The 19,512-nt window shown below is 64.1% G+C and carries 14 protein-coding genes; 13 read left to right on the forward strand and 1 reads right to left on the reverse strand.

The features are described 5' to 3' along the window. Positions 1-5: 5 nt before the first annotated feature. Positions 6-3,617 (reverse strand): hydantoinase B/oxoprolinase family protein, encoded by a 3,612-nt coding sequence (locus ACT6QU_RS09235; protein WP_444563671.1) that lies wholly within the window; start codon positions 3,615-3,617, stop codon positions 6-8. Between the two features lie 196 nt (positions 3,618-3,813). Between ACT6QU_RS09235 and ACT6QU_RS09240 the strand changes: the two genes are divergently transcribed. The 13 genes from ACT6QU_RS09240 to ACT6QU_RS09300 all read left to right on the forward strand — a co-directional run bounded on the left by ACT6QU_RS09240 (position 3,814) and on the right by ACT6QU_RS09300 (position 19,498). Then, entirely contained in the window at positions 3,814-4,332 is a 519-nt protein-coding gene (locus ACT6QU_RS09240) for an ureidoglycolate lyase (RefSeq protein ID WP_444563670.1), read from the forward strand. A 117-nt stretch (positions 4,333-4,449) separates the two neighbouring features. Beyond that, positions 4,450-5,607 carry an NADH:flavin oxidoreductase/NADH oxidase gene (locus ACT6QU_RS09245; protein WP_444563669.1) on the forward strand — a complete coding sequence of 386 codons (1,158 nt, stop codon included), beginning with the start codon at positions 4,450-4,452 and terminating at the stop codon, positions 5,605-5,607. Between the two features lie 148 nt (positions 5,608-5,755). Then, positions 5,756-6,538: a putative hydro-lyase gene (locus ACT6QU_RS09250; protein WP_444563668.1), complete on the forward strand. Its 783-nt coding sequence runs from the start codon at positions 5,756-5,758 to the stop codon at positions 6,536-6,538. Between the two features lie 60 nt (positions 6,539-6,598). Next, the gene (locus ACT6QU_RS09255; RefSeq protein ID WP_444563667.1) at positions 6,599-7,654 is read left to right on the forward strand and encodes a TRAP transporter substrate-binding protein; all 1,056 of its coding nucleotides are present in this window, start codon (positions 6,599-6,601) and stop codon (positions 7,652-7,654) included. Positions 7,655-7,711: 57 nt separating this feature from the next. Then, positions 7,712-8,257 (forward strand): TRAP transporter small permease subunit, encoded by a 546-nt coding sequence (locus tag ACT6QU_RS09260; RefSeq protein WP_024587105.1) that lies wholly within the window; start codon positions 7,712-7,714, stop codon positions 8,255-8,257. Then, the gene (locus ACT6QU_RS09265; RefSeq protein ID WP_444563666.1) at positions 8,254-9,531 is read left to right on the forward strand and encodes a TRAP transporter large permease; all 1,278 of its coding nucleotides are present in this window, start codon (positions 8,254-8,256) and stop codon (positions 9,529-9,531) included. Before ACT6QU_RS09260 ends, ACT6QU_RS09265 begins: the two co-directional genes overlap by 4 nt. A gap of 31 nt (positions 9,532-9,562) precedes the next feature. Beyond that, on the forward strand, positions 9,563-10,261 hold the full coding sequence (locus tag ACT6QU_RS09270; RefSeq protein WP_444563665.1) for a DUF2848 domain-containing protein: 699 nt from the start codon (positions 9,563-9,565) through the stop codon (positions 10,259-10,261). 7 nt (positions 10,262-10,268) lie between these two features. Further along, positions 10,269-11,555, forward strand: a complete 1,287-nt coding sequence (locus tag ACT6QU_RS09275) for an amidase family protein (protein WP_444563664.1) — start codon at positions 10,269-10,271, stop codon at positions 11,553-11,555. Further along, positions 11,552-12,343 (forward strand): hypothetical protein, encoded by a 792-nt coding sequence (locus ACT6QU_RS09280; RefSeq protein ID WP_444563663.1) that lies wholly within the window; start codon positions 11,552-11,554, stop codon positions 12,341-12,343. Before ACT6QU_RS09275 ends, ACT6QU_RS09280 begins: the two co-directional genes overlap by 4 nt. 73 nt (positions 12,344-12,416) lie before the next feature. Further along, positions 12,417-13,319 carry a LysR family transcriptional regulator gene (locus ACT6QU_RS09285; RefSeq protein WP_444563662.1) on the forward strand — a complete coding sequence of 301 codons (903 nt, stop codon included), beginning with the start codon at positions 12,417-12,419 and terminating at the stop codon, positions 13,317-13,319. A gap of 356 nt (positions 13,320-13,675) precedes the next feature. Beyond that, a complete protein-coding gene (locus tag ACT6QU_RS09290; protein ID WP_444563661.1) occupies positions 13,676-16,891 on the forward strand; it encodes a glycosyltransferase in 3,216 nt (1,071 codons plus the stop codon). A gap of 74 nt (positions 16,892-16,965) precedes the next feature. After that, positions 16,966-18,282, forward strand: a complete 1,317-nt coding sequence (locus ACT6QU_RS09295; protein WP_444563660.1) for a polysaccharide biosynthesis/export family protein — start codon at positions 16,966-16,968, stop codon at positions 18,280-18,282. Between the two features lie 43 nt (positions 18,283-18,325). After that, positions 18,326-19,498: a glycoside hydrolase family 18 protein gene (locus ACT6QU_RS09300; protein WP_444563659.1), complete on the forward strand. Its 1,173-nt coding sequence runs from the start codon at positions 18,326-18,328 to the stop codon at positions 19,496-19,498. The last annotated feature ends 14 nt before the right edge of the window (positions 19,499-19,512 follow it).

Here is a 19,512-nt window from a genome sequence, read left to right on the forward strand (position 1 = left end):
ACGTATCAGCCCTCAGACGTTCCGTATCCGCCGCCCGTCGGGGTGGTGAGGATGAAGGCGTCTCCTGGCTGGAGAACCGTTTGATCGCAGCCGCTCAGCGTTTCGATCGCGCCGGAGGCGCGGCGGACGTGGTTGGTTCCCACTTGGCCTGATTGCCCTCCTTCGAGGCCGAACGGCTGGACTTTTCGGTGGCCGGAAAGGATGGCGAATTCCAACGTCTCGCGGGCCCGGATGGTGCGCCTTGTGCCGTCGCCAGCATTCCACCTGCCGCGACCGCCCGAGCCATGCCGGATATGGAAATCCTCGAGGACCACCGGGAAACGCGTCTCCAGGATTTCGGGATCGGTGAGGCGGGAATTGGTCATGTGTGTGTGGATGGCGTCGGCACCGTGGAATCCCGGCCCGGCAGGCGCGCCCGAGCAGATGGTCTCGTAGTACTGATACTCCTCGTTGCCGAAAGTCAGATTGTTCATCGTCCCCTGCGCGGCCGCCATGGCGCCGGTCGCGCCGAACAGGCAGTTGGTGACTGCCTGGCTGACCTCGACATTGCCGGCGACGACAGCCGCCGGGTAGCTGGGCGACAGCATCGAGTTTTCGGGCACGACGATGCGGATCGGCCGCAGGCAGCCGGCATTCATCGGGATGTCGCCCTGCACCAGCAGGCGGAAGACGTAGAGAACGGCCGCCCGCGTGATGGGCGCCGGCGCGTTGAAATTATCGGGACGTTGGGCTGACGTGCCGGTGAAATCAACCGTCGCTTCGCGGCTCGCCCGGTCGACCGTCACGCGCACCTTGATCTGGCATCCCTGATCCATCGGATAGGTGAATTCGCCGTCGGGAAGCCGGTCGAGGACGCGCCGCACGCTTTCCTCGGCATTGTCCTGGACATGGCCCATATAGGCCTCGACGACGTCGCGGCCGAAGAGGTCGATCATGCGGGAAAGTTCGGACACGCCCTTTTCGTTGGCCGCAATCTGGGCCTTCAGGTCGTTGACGTTCTGGACGAGATTGCGCACCGGATAGCGCGCGCCGGTCAGGAGTTGCGACAGCTCGTCCTCGCAGAACCGGCCTTTGTCGACGAGCTTGAAATTGTCGATATAGACGCCTTCTTCCTCGATCGTGGTGGCGAGCGGCGACATCGATCCGGGTGCGAGCCCGCCGATGTCGGCATGGTGTCCGCGGCTTGCGACCCAAAAGCGGATGGTACGCGAACCCGCGTCGAAGACGGGCGTGCAGACCGTCAAATCCGGCAGGTGCGTGCCGCCATTGTACGGCGCGTTGATGAGGAAGACGTCACCCGGATTGACGACCGGGTTCTCGCGGATCGCGGTGGCGACGGACGCGTCCATCGAGCCCAGATGGACAGGCATGTGCGGGGCGTTGGCAACGAGGTTGCCCGCCGCGTCGAAGACGGCGCAGGAAAAGTCGAGCCGCTCCTTGATGTTGACCGAATAGGCGGTGTTCTGCAGCGTCACGCCCATCTGCTCGGCGATCGACATGAATAGATTGTTGAAGATCTCCAGCATGACCGGATCGGCCTGCGACCCGATCGCCAGCCGCGCGGGCAAAGGCTTTATGCGCTCGAGGACGATGTGGTCGCGCGCGGTCAGTCGGCCCTGCCAGCCCTCCTCAATCACGATCGTCTGGTTGGCCTCGATGATGATCGCCGGGCCGGTCACGAACTGGCCGGGGATCATGCTGGAGCGCAGAACCACGCCCGCATCGTGATCCGCCCCTTGTGAGTGGAAGTGTGTCCGTGCGGCCGGAACGGCTGCAGATGGCGCTTCAACCGCACCCGCAAGCTCGGCCTCGACCGCGCCGCCGCCGACAGCTTCCAATTCGACCGCCTCGATCACGAGGGCCTTTTTTTCCGCGATGAAGCCGAACCGGCGACGGTGGACGTCCTCGAAGCCGGCGCGCAGGCGCGCAGCATCGTCGATCTGCGGATAGCTCGCCTCGACGGCGAGGAGTGTGTCGGTTCCGGCATAGCGGATATGGGCGCGAAGGTGGCGCGTGATCGACTGTTCGGCGATGCCCTGCGCGGAAAGTTCGGCGCTGCATTCGGTATCGAGTTCGCTGCCAAGGCCGGCGAGTGCGGCGGGCGCTTCGTCGTCGAGCGCGACGCCGAGCGCTTTTTGCCGCGTCGCGCGAATGTCGGCCAGACCCATGCCATAGGCCGAAAGCAGGCCGGACATCGGGTGCAGGAGAACGCTTTTCATCCCGAGCGCATCGGCCACCAGACAGGCATGCTGACCACCCGCGCCGCCGAAACAGTTCAGCGCATAGCGCGTCACGTCATAGCCGCGCTGCACCGATATCTTCTTGATTGCCTCGACCATATTGGCGACCGCGATGCGGATGAAGCCGTCGGCGACGTCCTCGGCACTGCGGCCATCGCCGATCTGCCGCGCCATCTCCTCGAACTTTTCGCGCACGATCGCGACGTCGAGCGGCTGGTTTTGCGCGGGCCCGAAGATCGCCGGAAAGCGCTCCGGCAGGAGTTTGCCGAGCATGACGTTGGCATCGGTGACGGTCAGCGGTCCGCCATTGCGATAGCAGGCCGGTCCGGGATTGGCGCCGGCCGAATCCGGCCCGACGCGAAACCGTCCCGCATCATAGTGCAGGATCGATCCGCCGCCGGCTGCGACGGTGTGGATGAGCATCATCGGCGCGCGGACGCGAACGCCTGCGACCTCGGTTTCGAAGGCGCGTTCGAACTCGCCGTCGAAATGCGCGACGTCGGTCGAGGTGCCACCCATGTCGAAGCCGATGACCTTGTCGAAACCGGCGGCATCGCCGGTGCGGGCAAGCCCGACCACGCCGCCCGCCGGACCGGACAGGATTGCATCCTTGCCCTGGAAAAGGTCGGCAGCGGTCAGGCCGCCCGACGACATCATGAACATCACCCGCGCACCGGTCCGCGCGACGTCGAGTTCCTCGGAGACCTGCGCGACATAGCGGCGAAGAACGGGTGAGAGATAGGCGTCGACGACGGTCGTGTCGCCGCGCCCGACCAGCTTGATGAGCGGCGAAACCTCGTGGCTGACGGAGACCTGGCCAAAGCCGATCTCGCGCGCGATCCGCGCCGCCTCAACCTCGTGGGCAGGAAATTTGTAGGCGTGCATGAACACGATCGCGACAGCGTCGTGGCCTTCCTGTCGCAACGCCAAGAGTTCAAAGCGAAGCGCGTCCGGGTCGAGCGACGTTTCGATCGTGCCATCGGAAAGCACGCGCTCGCCAACCTCGACGACCCTGTCATAAAGCGCTTCAGGCTTGACGATCTCGGTGGCGAAGATGTGCTTGCGCTCCTGATAGCCGATCTTCAGCGCATCGCGGAAACCGCGCGTCGTCACCAGCGCGAGCCGTTCGCCATTGCGCTCCAGAAGCGCGTTGGTGGCGACGGTCGTGCCCATGCGCACTTCGCCGATGAGGCCGGCGGGCACGGCCTCGGCCGGCTGCAGGCCGAGCAGTTTGCGAATGCCGTGGACGGCCGCGTCGCGGTAGGCCGACGGATTTTCCGACAGGACCTTGATCGGGTGGAAGATGCCGCCCGGATCGCGCCCGATCACGTCGGTGAATGTGCCGCCACGATCAATCCAGAAATCCCACTGTGCCATCGCTTCGCCATCCCGGTTTGAAGATGACGGCAATCTTGTCGATCCCGCTCGATAAGTCGAATTATCGTTTTGGATCAAAATCGATAAATAAATCGACACATGATAGACGGGCTCGATCGCTCGCAATCAGCAACGACAATTCGACATTCGGCGTTGAATTGCGCATTGCAGGGGCGATGATCCGAAGGAGACGAGCATGGCCCGTTTACTTGCAATCGAGCCGCTGACGGCTGAGGCTATCGCGCCTTATGGCTGGATGCTGGGCAAGCCCTGCGACCCGGCGGATGCGGCGAGCTTCTTCAGCCCGGCCAGCGATTTTTGGAGCGAGCATGTCTTCGACACCGCCGGCGGGCAGACCGAGATGCTGTGGGTCGTCTATCGCAGCCGCGATGTCGCGATCGCCCGGCTGGAAGCCCATCTCCTGACGCAACAGGCCATCATCCCTCTGAACGGCGCGATCATCCAGATCGTCGGCCTCGGGCTTCCGGACGGGTCGGTGGACGAGGCGAGCGTCAGGGCGTTCCAGGTTCCGCCTGGACAAGGCGTCTGCATGCGGCCGGGCTGTTGGCATGCCACGCGTATCGAGGACGACGAAGTTATCTGCGCGATGCTGACGCGCCGGTCCACGACGCTGGATCTCGCGCGCCATCTCAACACCGGCGGCGTGCTTGACGAAAGCGCGTTTCATCCCGTCTCGCTCGTCCTCGCGCGATAAGCGCGATTGATCGGCGGCGATCAAAACTGACCATTCGACTCGGCCCATCGCCATGCACCAATCTGCGGCAGATGGATGGGCCCCAGCCCCATGGGATCGAGCGGACAGGAGCAGCGCATGACGAAACCGGACAGCCAGAAGTCGAGTACGGATTCGCGGGTTTCGGGCGAAGATGGCCGCCGCATTTTGCGCCGCGATCCCCGGCCCCATCTGTTCCGACCGATCAGTTTCCGGTCCGTCGAGACGCGTAACCGCATCATGCTGTCGCCGATGTGCCAGTATTCCGCCGTCGACGGGATGGCGAATGACTGGCACCTCGTTCATCTGGGCGCGCGCGCCGTTGGCGGTGCGGGCATCGTCTGCACGGAAGCGGTGCATGTCGCGCCGCACGGCCGGATCACGCAGCACGATCTGGGCCTGTGGAACGACGACCAACGCGATGCGCTGGCGCGCATCGCGCGGTTCGTCTCCGCGCAAGGGGCCGTGCCCGCCATCCAGCTTGGCCATGCCGGACGCAAGGCGTCGGTCGGCAGGCCGTGGGAGGGAAGCGGGCCGGTGGCGCCGGAAGATGGCGGATGGGAAACCGTGTCGTGTTCCGGCCTGCCCTATGCCGCCGCATGGCCCGCGCCGCGGACGCTCGACGAGGACGGCATCCGCACAGAAATCGAGGCTTTGGCGCAGGCGACACGCCGCGCCCGCGAAGCCGGTTTCCAGATACTCGAAATCCATGCGGCCCACGGCTACCTGATCCACCAATTCTATTCGCCGGTCAGCAATTCTCGCGACGACGCCTATGGCGGCAGCTTCGAAAACCGCATCCGCTTCCTGCTGCAATCGCTCGACGCTGTGCGGCGCGAATGGCCCGACGACCTGCCCCTGTTCCTGCGCCTGTCGGTGACGGACTGGATGGAAGGCGGCTGGAACGTCGACGACACGATCCGGCTCGTTCGAATCCTCAAGGAGCGAGGCGATATCGATCTCGTCGATTGCTCGTCGGGCGGCAATGATCCGCGCCAATCGATCCCGATCCATCCCGGCTATCAGGTTCCGCTCGCCCAAAAGGTGCGCGAGGCGACGGGCATGGCGACTGCGGCGGTTGGCCTTCTCAACGCGCCGGACCTCGCCGAATCCATCATCGCCAACGGCTCGGCCGATCTCGTTCTATTGGGCCGCGGTCTGATGGCGGACCCGCACTGGCCGCTGCGCGCCGCAAATTCGTTGCGCGCAGCCGACGTTTCTTGGCCGGTGCAGTATGAGCGCTCGAACATTTTCTAGTGCCGACGTGGCGATGAATGAAATTGATCGAAGCCGATGAAAACTAAAAATTCGACTCATCGCCATTCTCGCGACTTAATTGCGATCAGTAGCCGGCACGAGATGATTTTCGAGGCCGGACGCATGACCAGATGCGAGACCCGCCAGAATGGATAGCGTTCGCTTCGAAACCGCCGAACAGGTGCGCAAAGCCTGCCGAACCGGGCAGCACTCCGCACCGACGAGCGGCCTCGCCCAGGGATTTCAGCAAGGCAATCTGGTGATCCTGCCGGCCGCCTATGCCGACGACTTCCTTCGCTTTTGCGTTCGCAACCCCAAGCCCGCGCCGATTTTGGGCGTGTCGGAAGTCGGCGATCCGAAATTGCCCTCGCTCGGCGCCGATCTCGATATCCGCCACGACGCCCCGCGCTACCGCATTTTCCGGAACGGCGAGCCGACGGACACGGCGACGGATATCGAAGCGCTCTGGCGCGCCGATTTCGTGACCTTCGTGCTGGGCTGTTCGTTCTCGTTCGAGACCGCATTGCTGCGTGCCGGCATTCCGGTCCGCCATATCGAGGCCGATCGCAACGTCGCGATGTACGAGACCAATATCCCGACCGTTGCGGCCGGCCCGTTCGCCGGTCCGCTGGTGGTCTCGATGCGCTCGTTTTCGCCGCAGGACGCGATCCGCGCGATCATCCTGTCCTCGCATCTGCCGCAGGCGCATGGCGCGCCGGTCCATATCGGCGATCCCGCGCAGATCGGCATCCATGATATCGCAAAGCCGGATTTCGGTGATGCGCCCGACATTCGCCCCGGCGACGTTCCCGTCTTCTGGGCATGCGGCGTCACGCCGCAAACCGCCATCCGGCACGCCAGGCCGGAAATCGCGATCACGCATGCGCCGGGCCACATGCTGGTGACCGACCTTCGAGCGGAGATCGCATAACCGCATACCCGGCGCCAGAAGCCGGTCGATGAAGATCAACAAAACAAGGGGAACTGAAAAATGAAAACCATCATCCGCACGCTTCTTGCCGGCGCCGCAATGGCTCCGCTCGCCTTCGCCGCATCCGCCCAAGACCTGCCCGAGACGACGCTCAACGTCGTTGGTAGCTGGAGCAATCTTCCACTTTACCAGGAATTCGAGCGCGGCTTCTGGGAAGAGACGGTTCCGACCGCCTCCAACGGCAAGATCACCGTCAACATGACCACGTTCGACCAGATGGGCGTCACCGGCGGCGACGTCTTCCGCATGCTCGGCGACGGCGTGTTCGACGTCGGCATGACGGTCGGCGACTACACGGTCGGCGATGCGCCCGAACTCGAAGGCCTCGACGTGCCGCTGATCGCCACCGACGCCGATTCCGCGCAGCGCATGACCGAAGCCGCCAAGCCGATGGTGGCGGACATCATGCGCGACCGCTTCAATGCCCACGCCCTCGCCATCGCGCCCTACCCGCCGCAGATCGTCTTCTGCAACGCGGAAGTCGCCAGTCTCGCGGACCTCGAGGGCAAGAAGATCCGTGGTTCGGGCCGCATGACCTCGCTGTTCCTGGAAGCCTTGGGCGCCGAAGGCGTGACGATGGCGTTCTCGGAAGTGCCGGGCGCGCTCGAGCGCGGCGTCATCGACTGCGCGGTCACGGGCGCCGGCTCCGGCTATGCGTCGGGCTGGTTCGAATCCTCGACCCATCTCGTCAACCTGCCGCTCGGCGGCTGGGACCCGGTCATCACCGCCGTCAATCTCGACGCATGGGAAGCCCTCGATCCTGCCGTCCAGACCTTCCTCACCGAACAGGTCGCGACCGAGTTCGAGGCGAAGGCATGGGCGGATGCGGGCGGCGCGCTGGAGCGTGACATCGCCTGCCTGACCGGCGGCGAATGCGCGGCGGGCGCGGCGGCTTCGATGACGCTGGTCGAGCTCTCCGAAGAAGACAAGGCACGTGCCGTGCAGGTGCTTGAAGAAACGATCCTGCCCGATTGGGCCGAACGCGCCGGTGGCGACTGGGCCGCGCGCTGGAACGAGAGCATCGGCGCGGAATTCGACGTGACGATCGCCCAGTAAAGGCGAGGAACCGAGGGCGACGCGATGTCTGGACAAAGGTCACTTGCGGGGTCGGCGATGCGTATCGCCGATCTCGTGAAAACACTCAACCGCTGGATCGCGCTCATCTGCGGCGTGGTTCTGATGATCACCGTCGCCCTCATCCTTTCCGAGGTTGTCGGCCGCCGCATTCCGTTCTTTCGCGTCGGCGGCGCGGATGAGCTTGCCGGCTACGTCATGGCCGGCATCGCGACCTGGGGCTTTTCCTACGCGCTGGTCGAGCGTGCCCATGTGCGCATCGACATCGTCCACGCGAAACTGCCTGCGCCCGGCCGCGCTCTGTTCGATGTGATCGCGCTTGCGAGCGTGCTCTGCGTGGCGGTGCTCGTCGCCTACTATGCCTATGACGTCCTCGCCAAATCGGTTGAGCGCGGCTCGCGATCCAACACGCCCCTGGCGATCCAGTTGTGGATTCCGCAGGTGATCTGGTTTGCCGGATGGGCGTGGATGACGTTGACGGCGTCCGTCATGCTGGTCTGCACGGTGATCCTCGCCTTCGCGCGGCAGTGGAACCTCGTCACCGACCTCTCGGGCATTCCACTGGAAACGGGAGAAGTCTCATGATCACCTATGTCGCGATCGGTCTCGCCGTCCTGCTGGCGCTTTCCATCCCGGTAGGTGCCGCGCTTTTCATCCTCGGATTTGGTCTCGACGCATTCTTCTCGCCCCTGCCGCTGATGCGGGGCCTCGGCCAGATGGTCTATTCGTCCTCGGACAGCTTTCTCCTGATCGCCATTCCGCTCTTCGTCCTCCTGGGCGAAATCCTGGTGCGGGCGGGCATTGCCGAACGCACCTATGCGACGCTCGACACCTGGTTCTCCTGGTTACCGGGCGGCCTCGTCCACGCCAATATCGGCACGGCGACGATGTTTTCGGCAACCTCGGGCTCGTCGGTCGCAACGGCGGCAACAGTTGCAACCGTCGCCATGCCGCAGGCCGAAAAACAGGGCTACGATCCCAAGCTCTTCGCCGGCGCCATCGCGGCCGGCGGCACGCTCGGCATCATGCTGCCGCCCTCGATCAACCTGATCGTCTATGGCTTCTTGACCCAGACCTCGGTGCCGCAACTCTTCATGGCAGGCATCATTCCCGGCCTCCTGATGGCTCTCGGCTTCATGCTGATCACAGCCATCATCTGCAAGATCAAGCCGGAACTGGGTGGCCCCAGCCGCTCCTTCACCTGGCGCGAGCGGCTGGCCGGTCTGCCGCATCTGATCCCCGTCTTCCTCGTCTTCGCCGTGATCATCGGCTCGATCTATCGCGGCTGGGCGACGCCTACCGAAGCGGCCGCCATCGGCGTTGCCATGGCGCTCGTCATCGCCGCCTTCCACGGCGCGGTCACGCTAGCCAACATGCGCGCCGCCCTTCTCGGTACCGTCCGGACCACGTCGATGGTGATGTTCGTCATCGTCGGCGCCTACTTCCTCAACTACGCGCTCGGCGCGACCGGGCTCGGGCGTCAATTGACCACCTTCCTCAACGACCTCGGCCTCGGGCCTTACGGCATGCTGCTCGTCATCATCCTGATGTACATCGTGCTCGGCTTCTTCATCGAGACGCTGGCCTTGATGATCGCGACCATTCCGATCGTCGTCCCGATCATCGCCGGCCTCGGCTTCGACAAGGTCTGGTTCGGCATCCTGCTGATCGTCCTGATCGAAATGGCGCTGATCACGCCGCCCGTCGGGCTGAACCTCTATGTCGTGCAGGGCGCGCGAAAGAGCGGCCGGCTGAGCGACGTCATGATCGGCGTCATCCCCTTCGTCTTCGTCATGCTGCTGATGGTGGTCCTGCTCGTCGCATTCCCGAGCATCGCCCTGTTCTTCGCGCCGGCCTGACCAACGCCATTCGAGAAGTCACGGAAAACACATGACCAATAAACTGGAATTCGAGATCGTCGGCCACGGCAAGGCATCCATCGACATCAATCGAGGCATCATCGCCGGCTGGACCGGACGCAATGCAGATGCCGTGAACCACCATATCGCAGAACTGCAGGAAATCGGCGTTCCCCCGCCGAGCACCGTGCCGCTCTTCTACCGCGTCTCGGCCAGTCTCCTGACCACGCAGGAAACGATCGAAACCGTCGACGGCACGTCGTCGGGCGAGGCCGAGCCGGTGCTGGTCGACGACGGGACGCGGCTTTATCTCGGTCTTGGCTCCGACCACACCGACCGCAAACTGGAAACCCATTCCGTCGCACTGTCGAAGCAAATCTGCGCCAAGCCGGTCGCGCCCGTCCTGTGGCCATTCGACGAGGTCGAGGGCCATCTCGACGACATCCGCATCCGTTCCTTCGTCCGCGACGACGCGAACGCCGAATGGACGCCCTATCAGGACGGCAAGCTCGCCTCGATCCGTCCGCTGGGCGAGCTGGTGGCTTCGTCGCCGGCCGCATCCGGCGCGCTGCGGCTAAACGCGGGCACCGCGATGATGTGCGGCACCTTCGCCGTCCTGTCGGGCGGCGTGCGCCCGTCGCGGTTCTTCCGCATGGAAATGATCGACGAGAGGCTGGGCCGAACGATCGAGCACTGCTACGAGATGACCCCCCTGCCCGTCATTTCGTGAGGCCCGCATGAACGACAATTCGCCCCTTCGCGCCGAAGATCGCGCGCGCGCTGCCATCGATCGCGCAATGGCGCTCGCGCCCGATATGCGGGCGTCGATCTTCACCAGCTTCGACGCCGCGCGCATCCTCGATGATGCCCGCGCGCTCGATGCAGATGCGGGGCGGAGCCGCAAGCCTCTGGCCGGCCTGCTCGTCTCGATCAAGGATCTGTTCGACGAGGCCGGCATCGCCACGACGGCAGGCTCGACCATTCTCGGCAGCGAACCGGCAGCGGCGCGCGATGCCGAAGCCGTCCGGCGGCTGAAAGCTGCGGGCGCGGTTGCCTTCGGGCGCACCACCATGTCCGAATTCGCCTATTCGGGCGTGGGGCTGAACCCGCATTTCGGCAATCCGTCCAATGCTCTCGATCCGGCCCGCATCACTGGTGGATCGACGTCGGGCGGTTCCGTCACCGTCGCGCTCGGACTGGCCGACGTAGCGCTTGGTTCGGACACGGGCGGCTCGGTGCGCATTCCGGCCGCGCTCAACGGCCTTTCCGGCTTCAAGCCGACGCAGGCATCGGTGCCGCTCGACGGCGCATTTCCGCTGTCGCAGACCTATGACAGCATCGGTCCGCTCGCCCGCACGATTGCGGAGTGCGCAGCCGTCTACGCGGTTCTGTCGCAGACGCAGCGCCCGGACGCCGACACCGTCCGCAGCCCGCGCATCGGCGTTGCGCGCGGCCTTCTGACCGAAGGGCTCGATGAGCAAGTTGCCCGCGATTTCGACTTGGCCCTCGAGCGCCTTGCTGCCGGCGGGTTCGAACTCGTCGACTTGGACCTGCCGATGCTCGACGGGTTCGGCAGCGTCAACCGCATCCTCGTCGCGACCGAGGCGCATGCGATCCACAAGGACAGGCTCGCCGCGTTGGAAACAGTCGGCGATGCGCGCGTCCTGAGCCGGATTCGCGCGGCCGAAGGGTTTGGCGCGTCCGACGTGCAAGATGCCCACGCCAAGCGCAAGTACGCCGTCGCCGCGTTCGAGATTCTGGCTCGCGATTTCGATGCCTTCGTTGCGCCGACCGTACCCACGGTCGCGCCGCTGATCGCAGATGTCGAAGCCGACTTCGACAGGCTCAACGCATCGATGCTGCGCAATCCGTCGGCCGTGAACTTCCTCGACGGCTGCGCGGCGACGCTGCCGATGCAGGGTGACCAGAAGCTCGCGACGGGATTGATGCTCTTTGCGCCCGGCGGAGCCGACTGGCGCGTGCTGGACCTCGCGGAGAAGGCGCAAGCCATCCTCGACGCATGAGCGATGCCGGCCAGTGGACCGAATTCGCGATCAGGGCCGCGTCCACGGCCTTCGTCGTCGTCTTCGTCGCCTGGATCGCCGCCCGGCTCGGCCCGACGATCGGCGGCGTCGTCATCGGCCTGCCGATCGTGCTCGCGCCCGGCTTCTTCTTCATGCTGCGCGAACATTCCGCCGACTTCGTCGCCGCCAGCGCATCGGGAGCGATCTTTTCGCTCGCCGCGACGCAGATATTCCTCGGCGCATTCGTCGTCGCCTCGACGCGCCTTGGAGCAGCGGGCGCCACGGCCGCCGCCATCGCGGCCTGGTGCGTTCTGGCCATTCCGCTGGCCTTCGTGCCGCACGACCCGTTCGTCGGCACTGCCTTGTTCGCGCTCACCACATTGCTTGCACGTCTGGTCGGCCGCCGCTTCGTCGATCCCGACAGGCGGGCGCCCTCGCCCGCACGCTGGAGCCTCCTGATCCTGCGCGGCATCGCGGCAGGAATGCTGGTGGGATGCGTGACATTCGCCGCGTCGCGCCTCGGCGCGTCACTTGCCGGAACGCTGCTGGCATTCCCCATCGGCTTTTGCGTCATCCTCTTGTCGCTGCGTCTCGACCACGGCGCCGAAATCGCCGGCCAGACCGCCCATGCCGGTCTCGTCGGCGTCGTCAGCCTGGCGGGCTTTTGCCTCGCGCTTGCAGTGACGAGCCAAACGATCGGGCAATGGCAGGCCTTCGGCGCCGCTCTCCTGGCATCTCTTGCAATCACCATTGCCTTGACCGTCATCGCCCAACGTCGGCCCACATGATGGATTGCTTGCGTTCCCGCATTGGCGATGACCATTGTAAGCTGGGTTGAGCATAGCGCAGGGCTGAGGCTGGATGGTCGATTTCAAGGGGCTGGAAACCTTCGTCTGGGTCGTGGCGCTCGGCAGCTTTCGCGGGGCTGCGCAAAAGCTCAACACCACCCAGCCGGCGATTTCGCACCGGATCGCGCAGCTCGAAGACGAACTCGGCTTCAAGCTCCTGACGCGTGAAGCACGCAACATCACGCCCACCGCGCGTGGCCGGCAGGTGCTCGGCTATGCGGAAAAGATGATCGGCATGCGGGCCGAGATGCTGGCCGCCCTGCGCGACACCGCGGCGATCCGCGGCATCATCAGGCTGGGCGTCGCCGAGACGATCGTGCACACTTGGCTGCCGGACTTCATCAAGGAAGTGAACCGGTGCTATCCGCACCTGTCGGTCGAGATCGAGGTCGACATCTCGCCCTCCCTGCGCGCACGCCTCCTGGCGCAGGAAATCGATATCGCGTTCCTGCTCGGTCCCCTGACCGCGCCGCTCCTGCGCAACCGTCTCCTGTGCGAATATGCGGTCGGTTTCATTGCGAGCCCGGCGATGAAGGTTCCCAACCCGGCGGATATCCGTCAGCTCGCGACGTTTCCCATCATCACCTTCGCTCGCAAGACGCAGCCCTACGAGCTGGTGAAATCGCTCTTCAACCGTCCCGATCTGCCGGCGATCAAGCTGCATGCCAGCGCATCGATGGCAACGGTCGTCCATCTCGCGCTCGAAGGGATCGGCGTCGCCGTCATCCCCTACCAACTGGTCAAGGAAGAGCTCGACTCGGGACGATTGGAGCTGATTCAGTCCGATGTGCGGATGCCTCAGCTTTCGTTTTGCGCAAGCTGGCTGGAATCGCCCGACACGCTCGCCGTCGAACTGGTCGTCGACATCGCCGCCCGCGTCGCCCGCGCCCAATCGCTCGAGAGTGCGCCAGTTTGACGATAAACTGATGTCCCCGCTCAGAAATCTCCGCTTGATCCAAAAATAAACAGGCGCGTAGATGCTACATTGCTTGCAGTTGATCACGCAACATTGATTAAATGCTCGCTAGCCGATTGTTTATTTCCTTCACTAACATCACTTGTTCGAACTACTCATGTGCCCGAATTAGATTAGATAATTTTGTCTATGGATTAACAGGATTTGTGGCGCAGAATGTTTGAATTCGTGCCGGGGCCCTGTATTCGATGGCAAGAACCGCGCCTGTATTTTCAGATTCGACAGGTCTAAGGGGGACCGCGGTCAATCTCGCCCTCGTAACAACCCTCATAGCCCTTGTTTTTGCAGTCATAACCGTGGCGTTGAGCGTCCTGTTCGCTCCGACGATGAGCGTAGCGGAGCGCCCGACGACGTCGCCGGCCTCGACCGGGCCGATCCAAGCTTTGCGCACGATCGGCGAGCCGGCGATCCAGCCCAGCAACAATCGCATGGTGCCTGAACGTGCCCGCGAAACGATGCGGCTGGCCATGTTCCGGGACGAGGATACCGGCGCCCTGAACTCGTTGAAGCGGAACGCGGCGCACCTCGACGGCTTGATCCCCGAATGGCTGGAACTGCGCTCCGCAACTGGCGAGATGGTGAGCAGCACTGCGCGACGCGGCAAGGCCTATGACTGGCTCAAGCGTGAGGCGCGGGGCGTGAAGCTGTACCCACTCCTGCTGAGCACATTGTCGCCGCGCGAAACTGCGATGGCGATGGCGATGCCTCCCCTTCGAGACGCGTTGGTGGCGCAGGTCCTGAAGACCGTCCAGGAACAAGGGTTCGACGGCATAACCGTCGGCTTATCCGCGAGCGTCCGCGACCCGAGGGCGATGGCGGCTTTTCTGGAGGACCTTCGCAGCGCACTCGAACCCGACGGGCGCGGATTGCTCTACATGGCCGAGAGCAACGAGACGCCGGCCGAACTGGCGCGGATCGTCCATCAGGTGGACTACGTTCTTTTGCCCCTGTATCACCGCGACGCCAGTTCGGCCATTGCAGGCCCCATAGCCAGTCAGGGATGGTTCGAGCAGCAATTGCGGGCCTATACGGCCCATGCGCCCCCAAGCAAGCTCATTCCTGTCCTTGGCTCGATGGCGATCGACTGGGGACCTCGTGCCCGCAAGACGGAGCTGTCGGTCCAGCAGGCCTGGGAGATCGCCAGCCGGGCGAATGCGCCGATCGTCTTCGACACGCCCACCTTGAACCTCGTCTTCGACTACCGCGACACGGATGGCGATTTTCATCGCGTCTGGATGACCGACGCCGTCAGCATGTTCAATCAGGCGCGAAGCGCGCTGGCGGCATCGGTCGGGGGATTGGCCATCTGGCGCCTGGGCTGGGAAGACCAGGGCGTCTACGACGTTGTGGGCAAGGGAAAGCTGCCGGACGGTGACGCGCTCGAAAGTCTGCGATCGATCGAGGCGGGTTTCGGGGCGTTCGAAAATGCCAAGGGCGTCCTGTTGTCTGGCCGCCAGGCAAGCTCAGGAAGGCGCGCAATCTCCTACCAGTCCGGAATCGGGCTCATCGTGGCGCAAACCATCGAGGAGAAACCCAGACAGACCGCGCTTGCACTTTGGCCCGCCATCGACGCGGCAATGGTGGCGCTGACGTTTGACGATGGCCCCGACCCGGTCTGGACGTCGAGAATTCTCGACATTCTCGAGGAGCACGACGCCAAGGCGACCTTCTACCTGATCGGTCAGCGCGTCGTTAAGCACCCGGCCATTTCCCGCAGGATACTCGAGGGCGGGCATGACATCGGCAACCACTCCTTCTCGCATCCCGACCTCAACCTGGCCGGCACGGATCGCATCTCCGCGGAACTGACGGCGACCCAGCGAGTCTTCGAGGACGTTCTGGGCATTCGCTCGGCACTCTTCCGCCCACCCTTCGCGATGACCGGATACGGCTACCTGGAAACGGCGCCAAACCTCTCGGTCACGGCCTCGTCAATGGGCTACCTGTTCGGCGGTATCGACGTGGACGCCTTCGACTACATGATCTGGACGCCGCGGCAGATCGCCGATCGGGTGATCCGCGCCGTGCGTGCAGGCGAAGGAAATGCGGTGTTGCTGCACGATGCCGGTGGCGATCGCAGCGCCACCGTCGAGGCGCTGCCGCTGATCCTCGAGGAATTGCGCAAGGACGGCTACCGCTTCGTCGCCACGCATGAACTGGTCGGCGTACCGCGTGACGTGATGATGACGCCGTACATGCCTGAAACCTTCACGGTCAGCGCCCAGTCCGCAATACGCTCGGCCTTCGTCGGCGGTTTCCTGAGCGTCGTCGACATCCTGCCCACGATTGCGATTGCGGCGGTCATCATCGGAACCGCTCGCCTCTTCCTCATCATCGTGGCCGCGCTCGTTCAAACGCGCCGCCAGTCACGCGCGGCCGTGTCGGCGTTCAGCGGGTCCATTGCCGTACTGGTGCCGGCCTTCAATGAAGAAAAGGTCGTCTGCAACACGGTACGCGGCCTGTTGACGGCGACGATCGCCGACCGGATCGTCGTCACCGTGATCGACGACGGTTCCACGGATCGGACGAGCGACATCGTTCGCGAGACCTTCCCCGCCGACCCGCGCGTTCGGGTGCTGCGCAAGGAAAATGGCGGCAAGGCAAGCGCGCTCAACTATGGCTTTGCGCAGACGAGGGCGGACGTGGTCGTCGCCATCGACGGCGACACCGTGCTCGAGCCCGATGCGATCGAGCATCTGGTCGCGCCTTTCGGCGATCCCGCCATCGGTGCCGTCGCCGGGCGCGTAATCGTCGGCAACGCCGTCAACCTGCTCACCCGTTTCCAGTCCCTGGAATACATCATCGGGCAGAACCTCGAGCGCACCGCCTTCGCTCTGTTCAACGCGATCGGTGTGGTGCCCGGCGCAATCGGTGCCTGGCGCCGGACCGCAGTCGAGGAAGTCCAGGGCTACGCGACCGACACGCTCGCCGAAGATGCGGACCTGACGGTCGCGATCGAGCGCGCCGGCTGGAAGGTCGTGAATGCGCCTCGCGCGATCGCACTGACCGAAGCCCCCGAGACGCTACGCGCCTTCCTCAAGCAGCGCTTCCGCTGGATGTTCGGGACATTGCAGGTGGGATTCAAGCATATCGGCGCCATCGCGGCTCGCCCCAGCGGCGTTTCCCTCATCATCCTGCCGAACATCGCGCTTCAGTTCGCCTTCACGCTGATCGCACCGCTGATGGACATCCTGACCCTTTGGATCGTCCTCGCGATGGCGCTGTCGCTGACGGGCGCGATGTCTCCCATCGATAGCCAGACGCTTCAGCTTCTCGCCGCCTATTGGGCGCTCTTCCAGGCGGTCGACCTCTTCACCGCCGGTGTCGGTCTGGCGCTGAATGGCGACCTGCGGGCGTGGCGGCTGTTGCCGCTCGTCGTCCTGCAGCGTGTCTCCTACCGGCAACTCCTTTACGTCGTTGCGATCCGCGCACTGCTCGCTGCCCTGAAGGGCACGTTCGTAGGGTGGGGCAAGCTCGCGCGTACAGGTCGCATCTTGAGGCCCGCAACTTAACGCTGACGCTATCGATGAGGAGAGACGATATGAAGACTGGATGCGGATTCTTCGTCAGGACGATGCCGGCGTCCTTGGCCTTCTCGCTGTCGATCGCGCTCGGCTTGATCCCGGTCGAGGCGACTGCGACCGACGCGTATGGCAATACGGCCACCGTCCTGGCAACGGGCGAGACGAGCCAGCGGCTCCAAGGCGATACCTTCGTCCTGGGCGACCAACTGAAAATCACCGTCTACGAAAACTTCGCGGCAGCGAGCAGCAAACCTGGCGATCCGGCACTGATGTCGCTTGTCGAGCGCTCCGAGATAACCGGCAACTATGTCGTTCAGGAAGACGGCGGCATCTTCCTGCCTCTCGTGGGCGCCATAGCGACGTCCGGCGCGACGGCCACGCAACTCGAAACGGCGATCCAGACGAGTTTTGCAAGCAGGCTGGGCGCCAAGGTCGCCGTGGCGATCCAACTCCTGGAGCGCGAACCGATCTACGTGACGGGCGACCTCGCCCAATCGGGCGTCTTCCGCTACAGTCCAGGAATGACGGCTCTGCACGCACTGGCACTGGCCGGCGGCGCTGCCGCGCAGGGCGGCGCCGACAAATGGCGGATGGTCGACCTTGCACGCGAGCGCGAGCGTGTCGCACAGGCGGAAAATCGTCTCGCCCGCCTTCTGGCACGACTGACGGTCCTGGCTGAGGAAAAGGGCAGTTCGAATGAGGGAGCCATGCAGCGTCTGGTCGAGTTGTCAGGCAGGCCTGCCGCCGATCGCCTGATCGCTGAGGAGCGGGCTGTTCGCGACCTGGAGGAAGAGCAGCTCGTTTCCCAAAGCGCAGCGGCTGCCGGGGTCATCGCGTCGCTCAACAACGAACGGGCCATCCTGACCGAAAGCCTCGCCGATGCCGAGACGGCGCTTCAGGACAAGGCGGAACGGCTGAGCTTCATGCAGAACCTGCGCGCACGCGGCACCACCACTGACCAGAACGTCAACATCGTACGGGACGAGTATGTACTGGCGCGCAGCACATGGAACGACTTACGCGGAATGCTGGCACGGGTGGAGCGCACGCTTGTCGAAACCCGTCAGCGCGACGCCCAGGCCCTGACCGGCCATCGCATAGCGACCGAACGGGCGTTCCTTTTGACCAGACAGTCGATCACCGAGGAAGAGACGACGCGATCCTTGATGGACAATCTTGTGCAGGCAATGCGCAGTCTGCCGCTTGGAGACGATGAGCGAGCGGCGGCGGAGCTTCGCTTCGAGATCGTCCGGAGAACCACACAGGGCATTGTGACAACGGAGGGCGATCTTCTGTCACCACTTCGGCCCGGGGACGTCCTGAACATCCAGCGTCGTGAAGCAATTTCTTCAGGGGAAAGTGCCCGCCTTGTGCATTAGGGGATTTCTCGGTGCCCTTCTACTGCTCGTCACGACGGCATCAATGGCGCAGGCGTCCGGCACCGAAAGCCGGCACGAACGCGAATTCTCGGTCATCGGCTATTTCGCGTCGTGGACCGCTTATGGCGACGGCACCAAAATCGCCGATATCGACGCCAGTCGGCTGACGCACATTCTCTATGCTTTCGGCGCGGTGACCGCCGAGGGGAAGGCCGAACTTGGCGATCCGTGCGCGGATATCGGCCTTTGCGATTCCGGGTCGGAGGAGGGCGGAAATTTCGCTGCGATGGAAGCGCTCAAGGCGCGTCATCCCCACCTGCAAGTCTTGATCTCCCTGGGCGGCTGGAACGGCTCCACCCATTTTTCCCGCATTGCTTCGAGCGAGCAAGGCCGGCAGCGCTTCGTGCGTTCGACGCTCCGGGTTTTCCTTGAGGCGTATCCCGACCTTTTCGATGGCGTTGACATCGATTGGGAGTATCCGGTCGACGGCGGCTTGCCAGACAACGGCCGTTCGTCCGAAGACCGGGCGAACTTCACCTTGCTGATGCAGGAATTTCGAGAGCAGCTCGACAAGCTCGGCCAGTTCAACAATCGGCGATATGGACTGATGGCCGCCCTGTCCGCCAATGTCGCCATCAGCGGCAATGTCGAGCTCAAGAGGATGACCGGCCTCGTCGATACGCTAAACATCATGACATACGATTATCACGTCGGATCGCCCTACACCCATTTCAACGCGCCGCTATACCCGGTCAAGGATGATCCCACGCCACTGGCAACCGTCGATGCCAGCATCACCTCCCTGCGCCTGGCCGGCGTCCCGGCATCGAAGATCGTCATGGGCATTCCGCTTTATGCCCGCGCATATGGAGGCGTGAACACGACCAATGACGGCTTTCTGCGCCCTGCCGACGCCGCGGCGGCCCCCGATTGGGCGGCAGACGGGCTCGACTTGCGGACGCTGGGACACATGGAACTGGAAGCCAAGGGCTTCAACCGTCACTGGAGCGAGGAGGCCAAGGTTCCCTTTTTCTTCAATCGGAACGAAGGGATCTGGATCAGCCATGAGGACGAGCAATCCCTGGCGGCGAAAGCGGCCTATGCTCGCGAGCATTCGCTGGCCGGCGTCATGATCTGGCACCTTGGCGGCGCGAGCGAGCGATCGCTTGCAATTTTCGACGATGCAGCCGCCGGGGAAAACCAGCCGAAACAATGATCGCGGTGCCCGCG

It is taken from the genome of Aliihoeflea sp., from assembly GCF_052435475.1.
Lineage (GTDB): Bacteria > Pseudomonadota > Alphaproteobacteria > Rhizobiales > Rhizobiaceae > Aliihoeflea.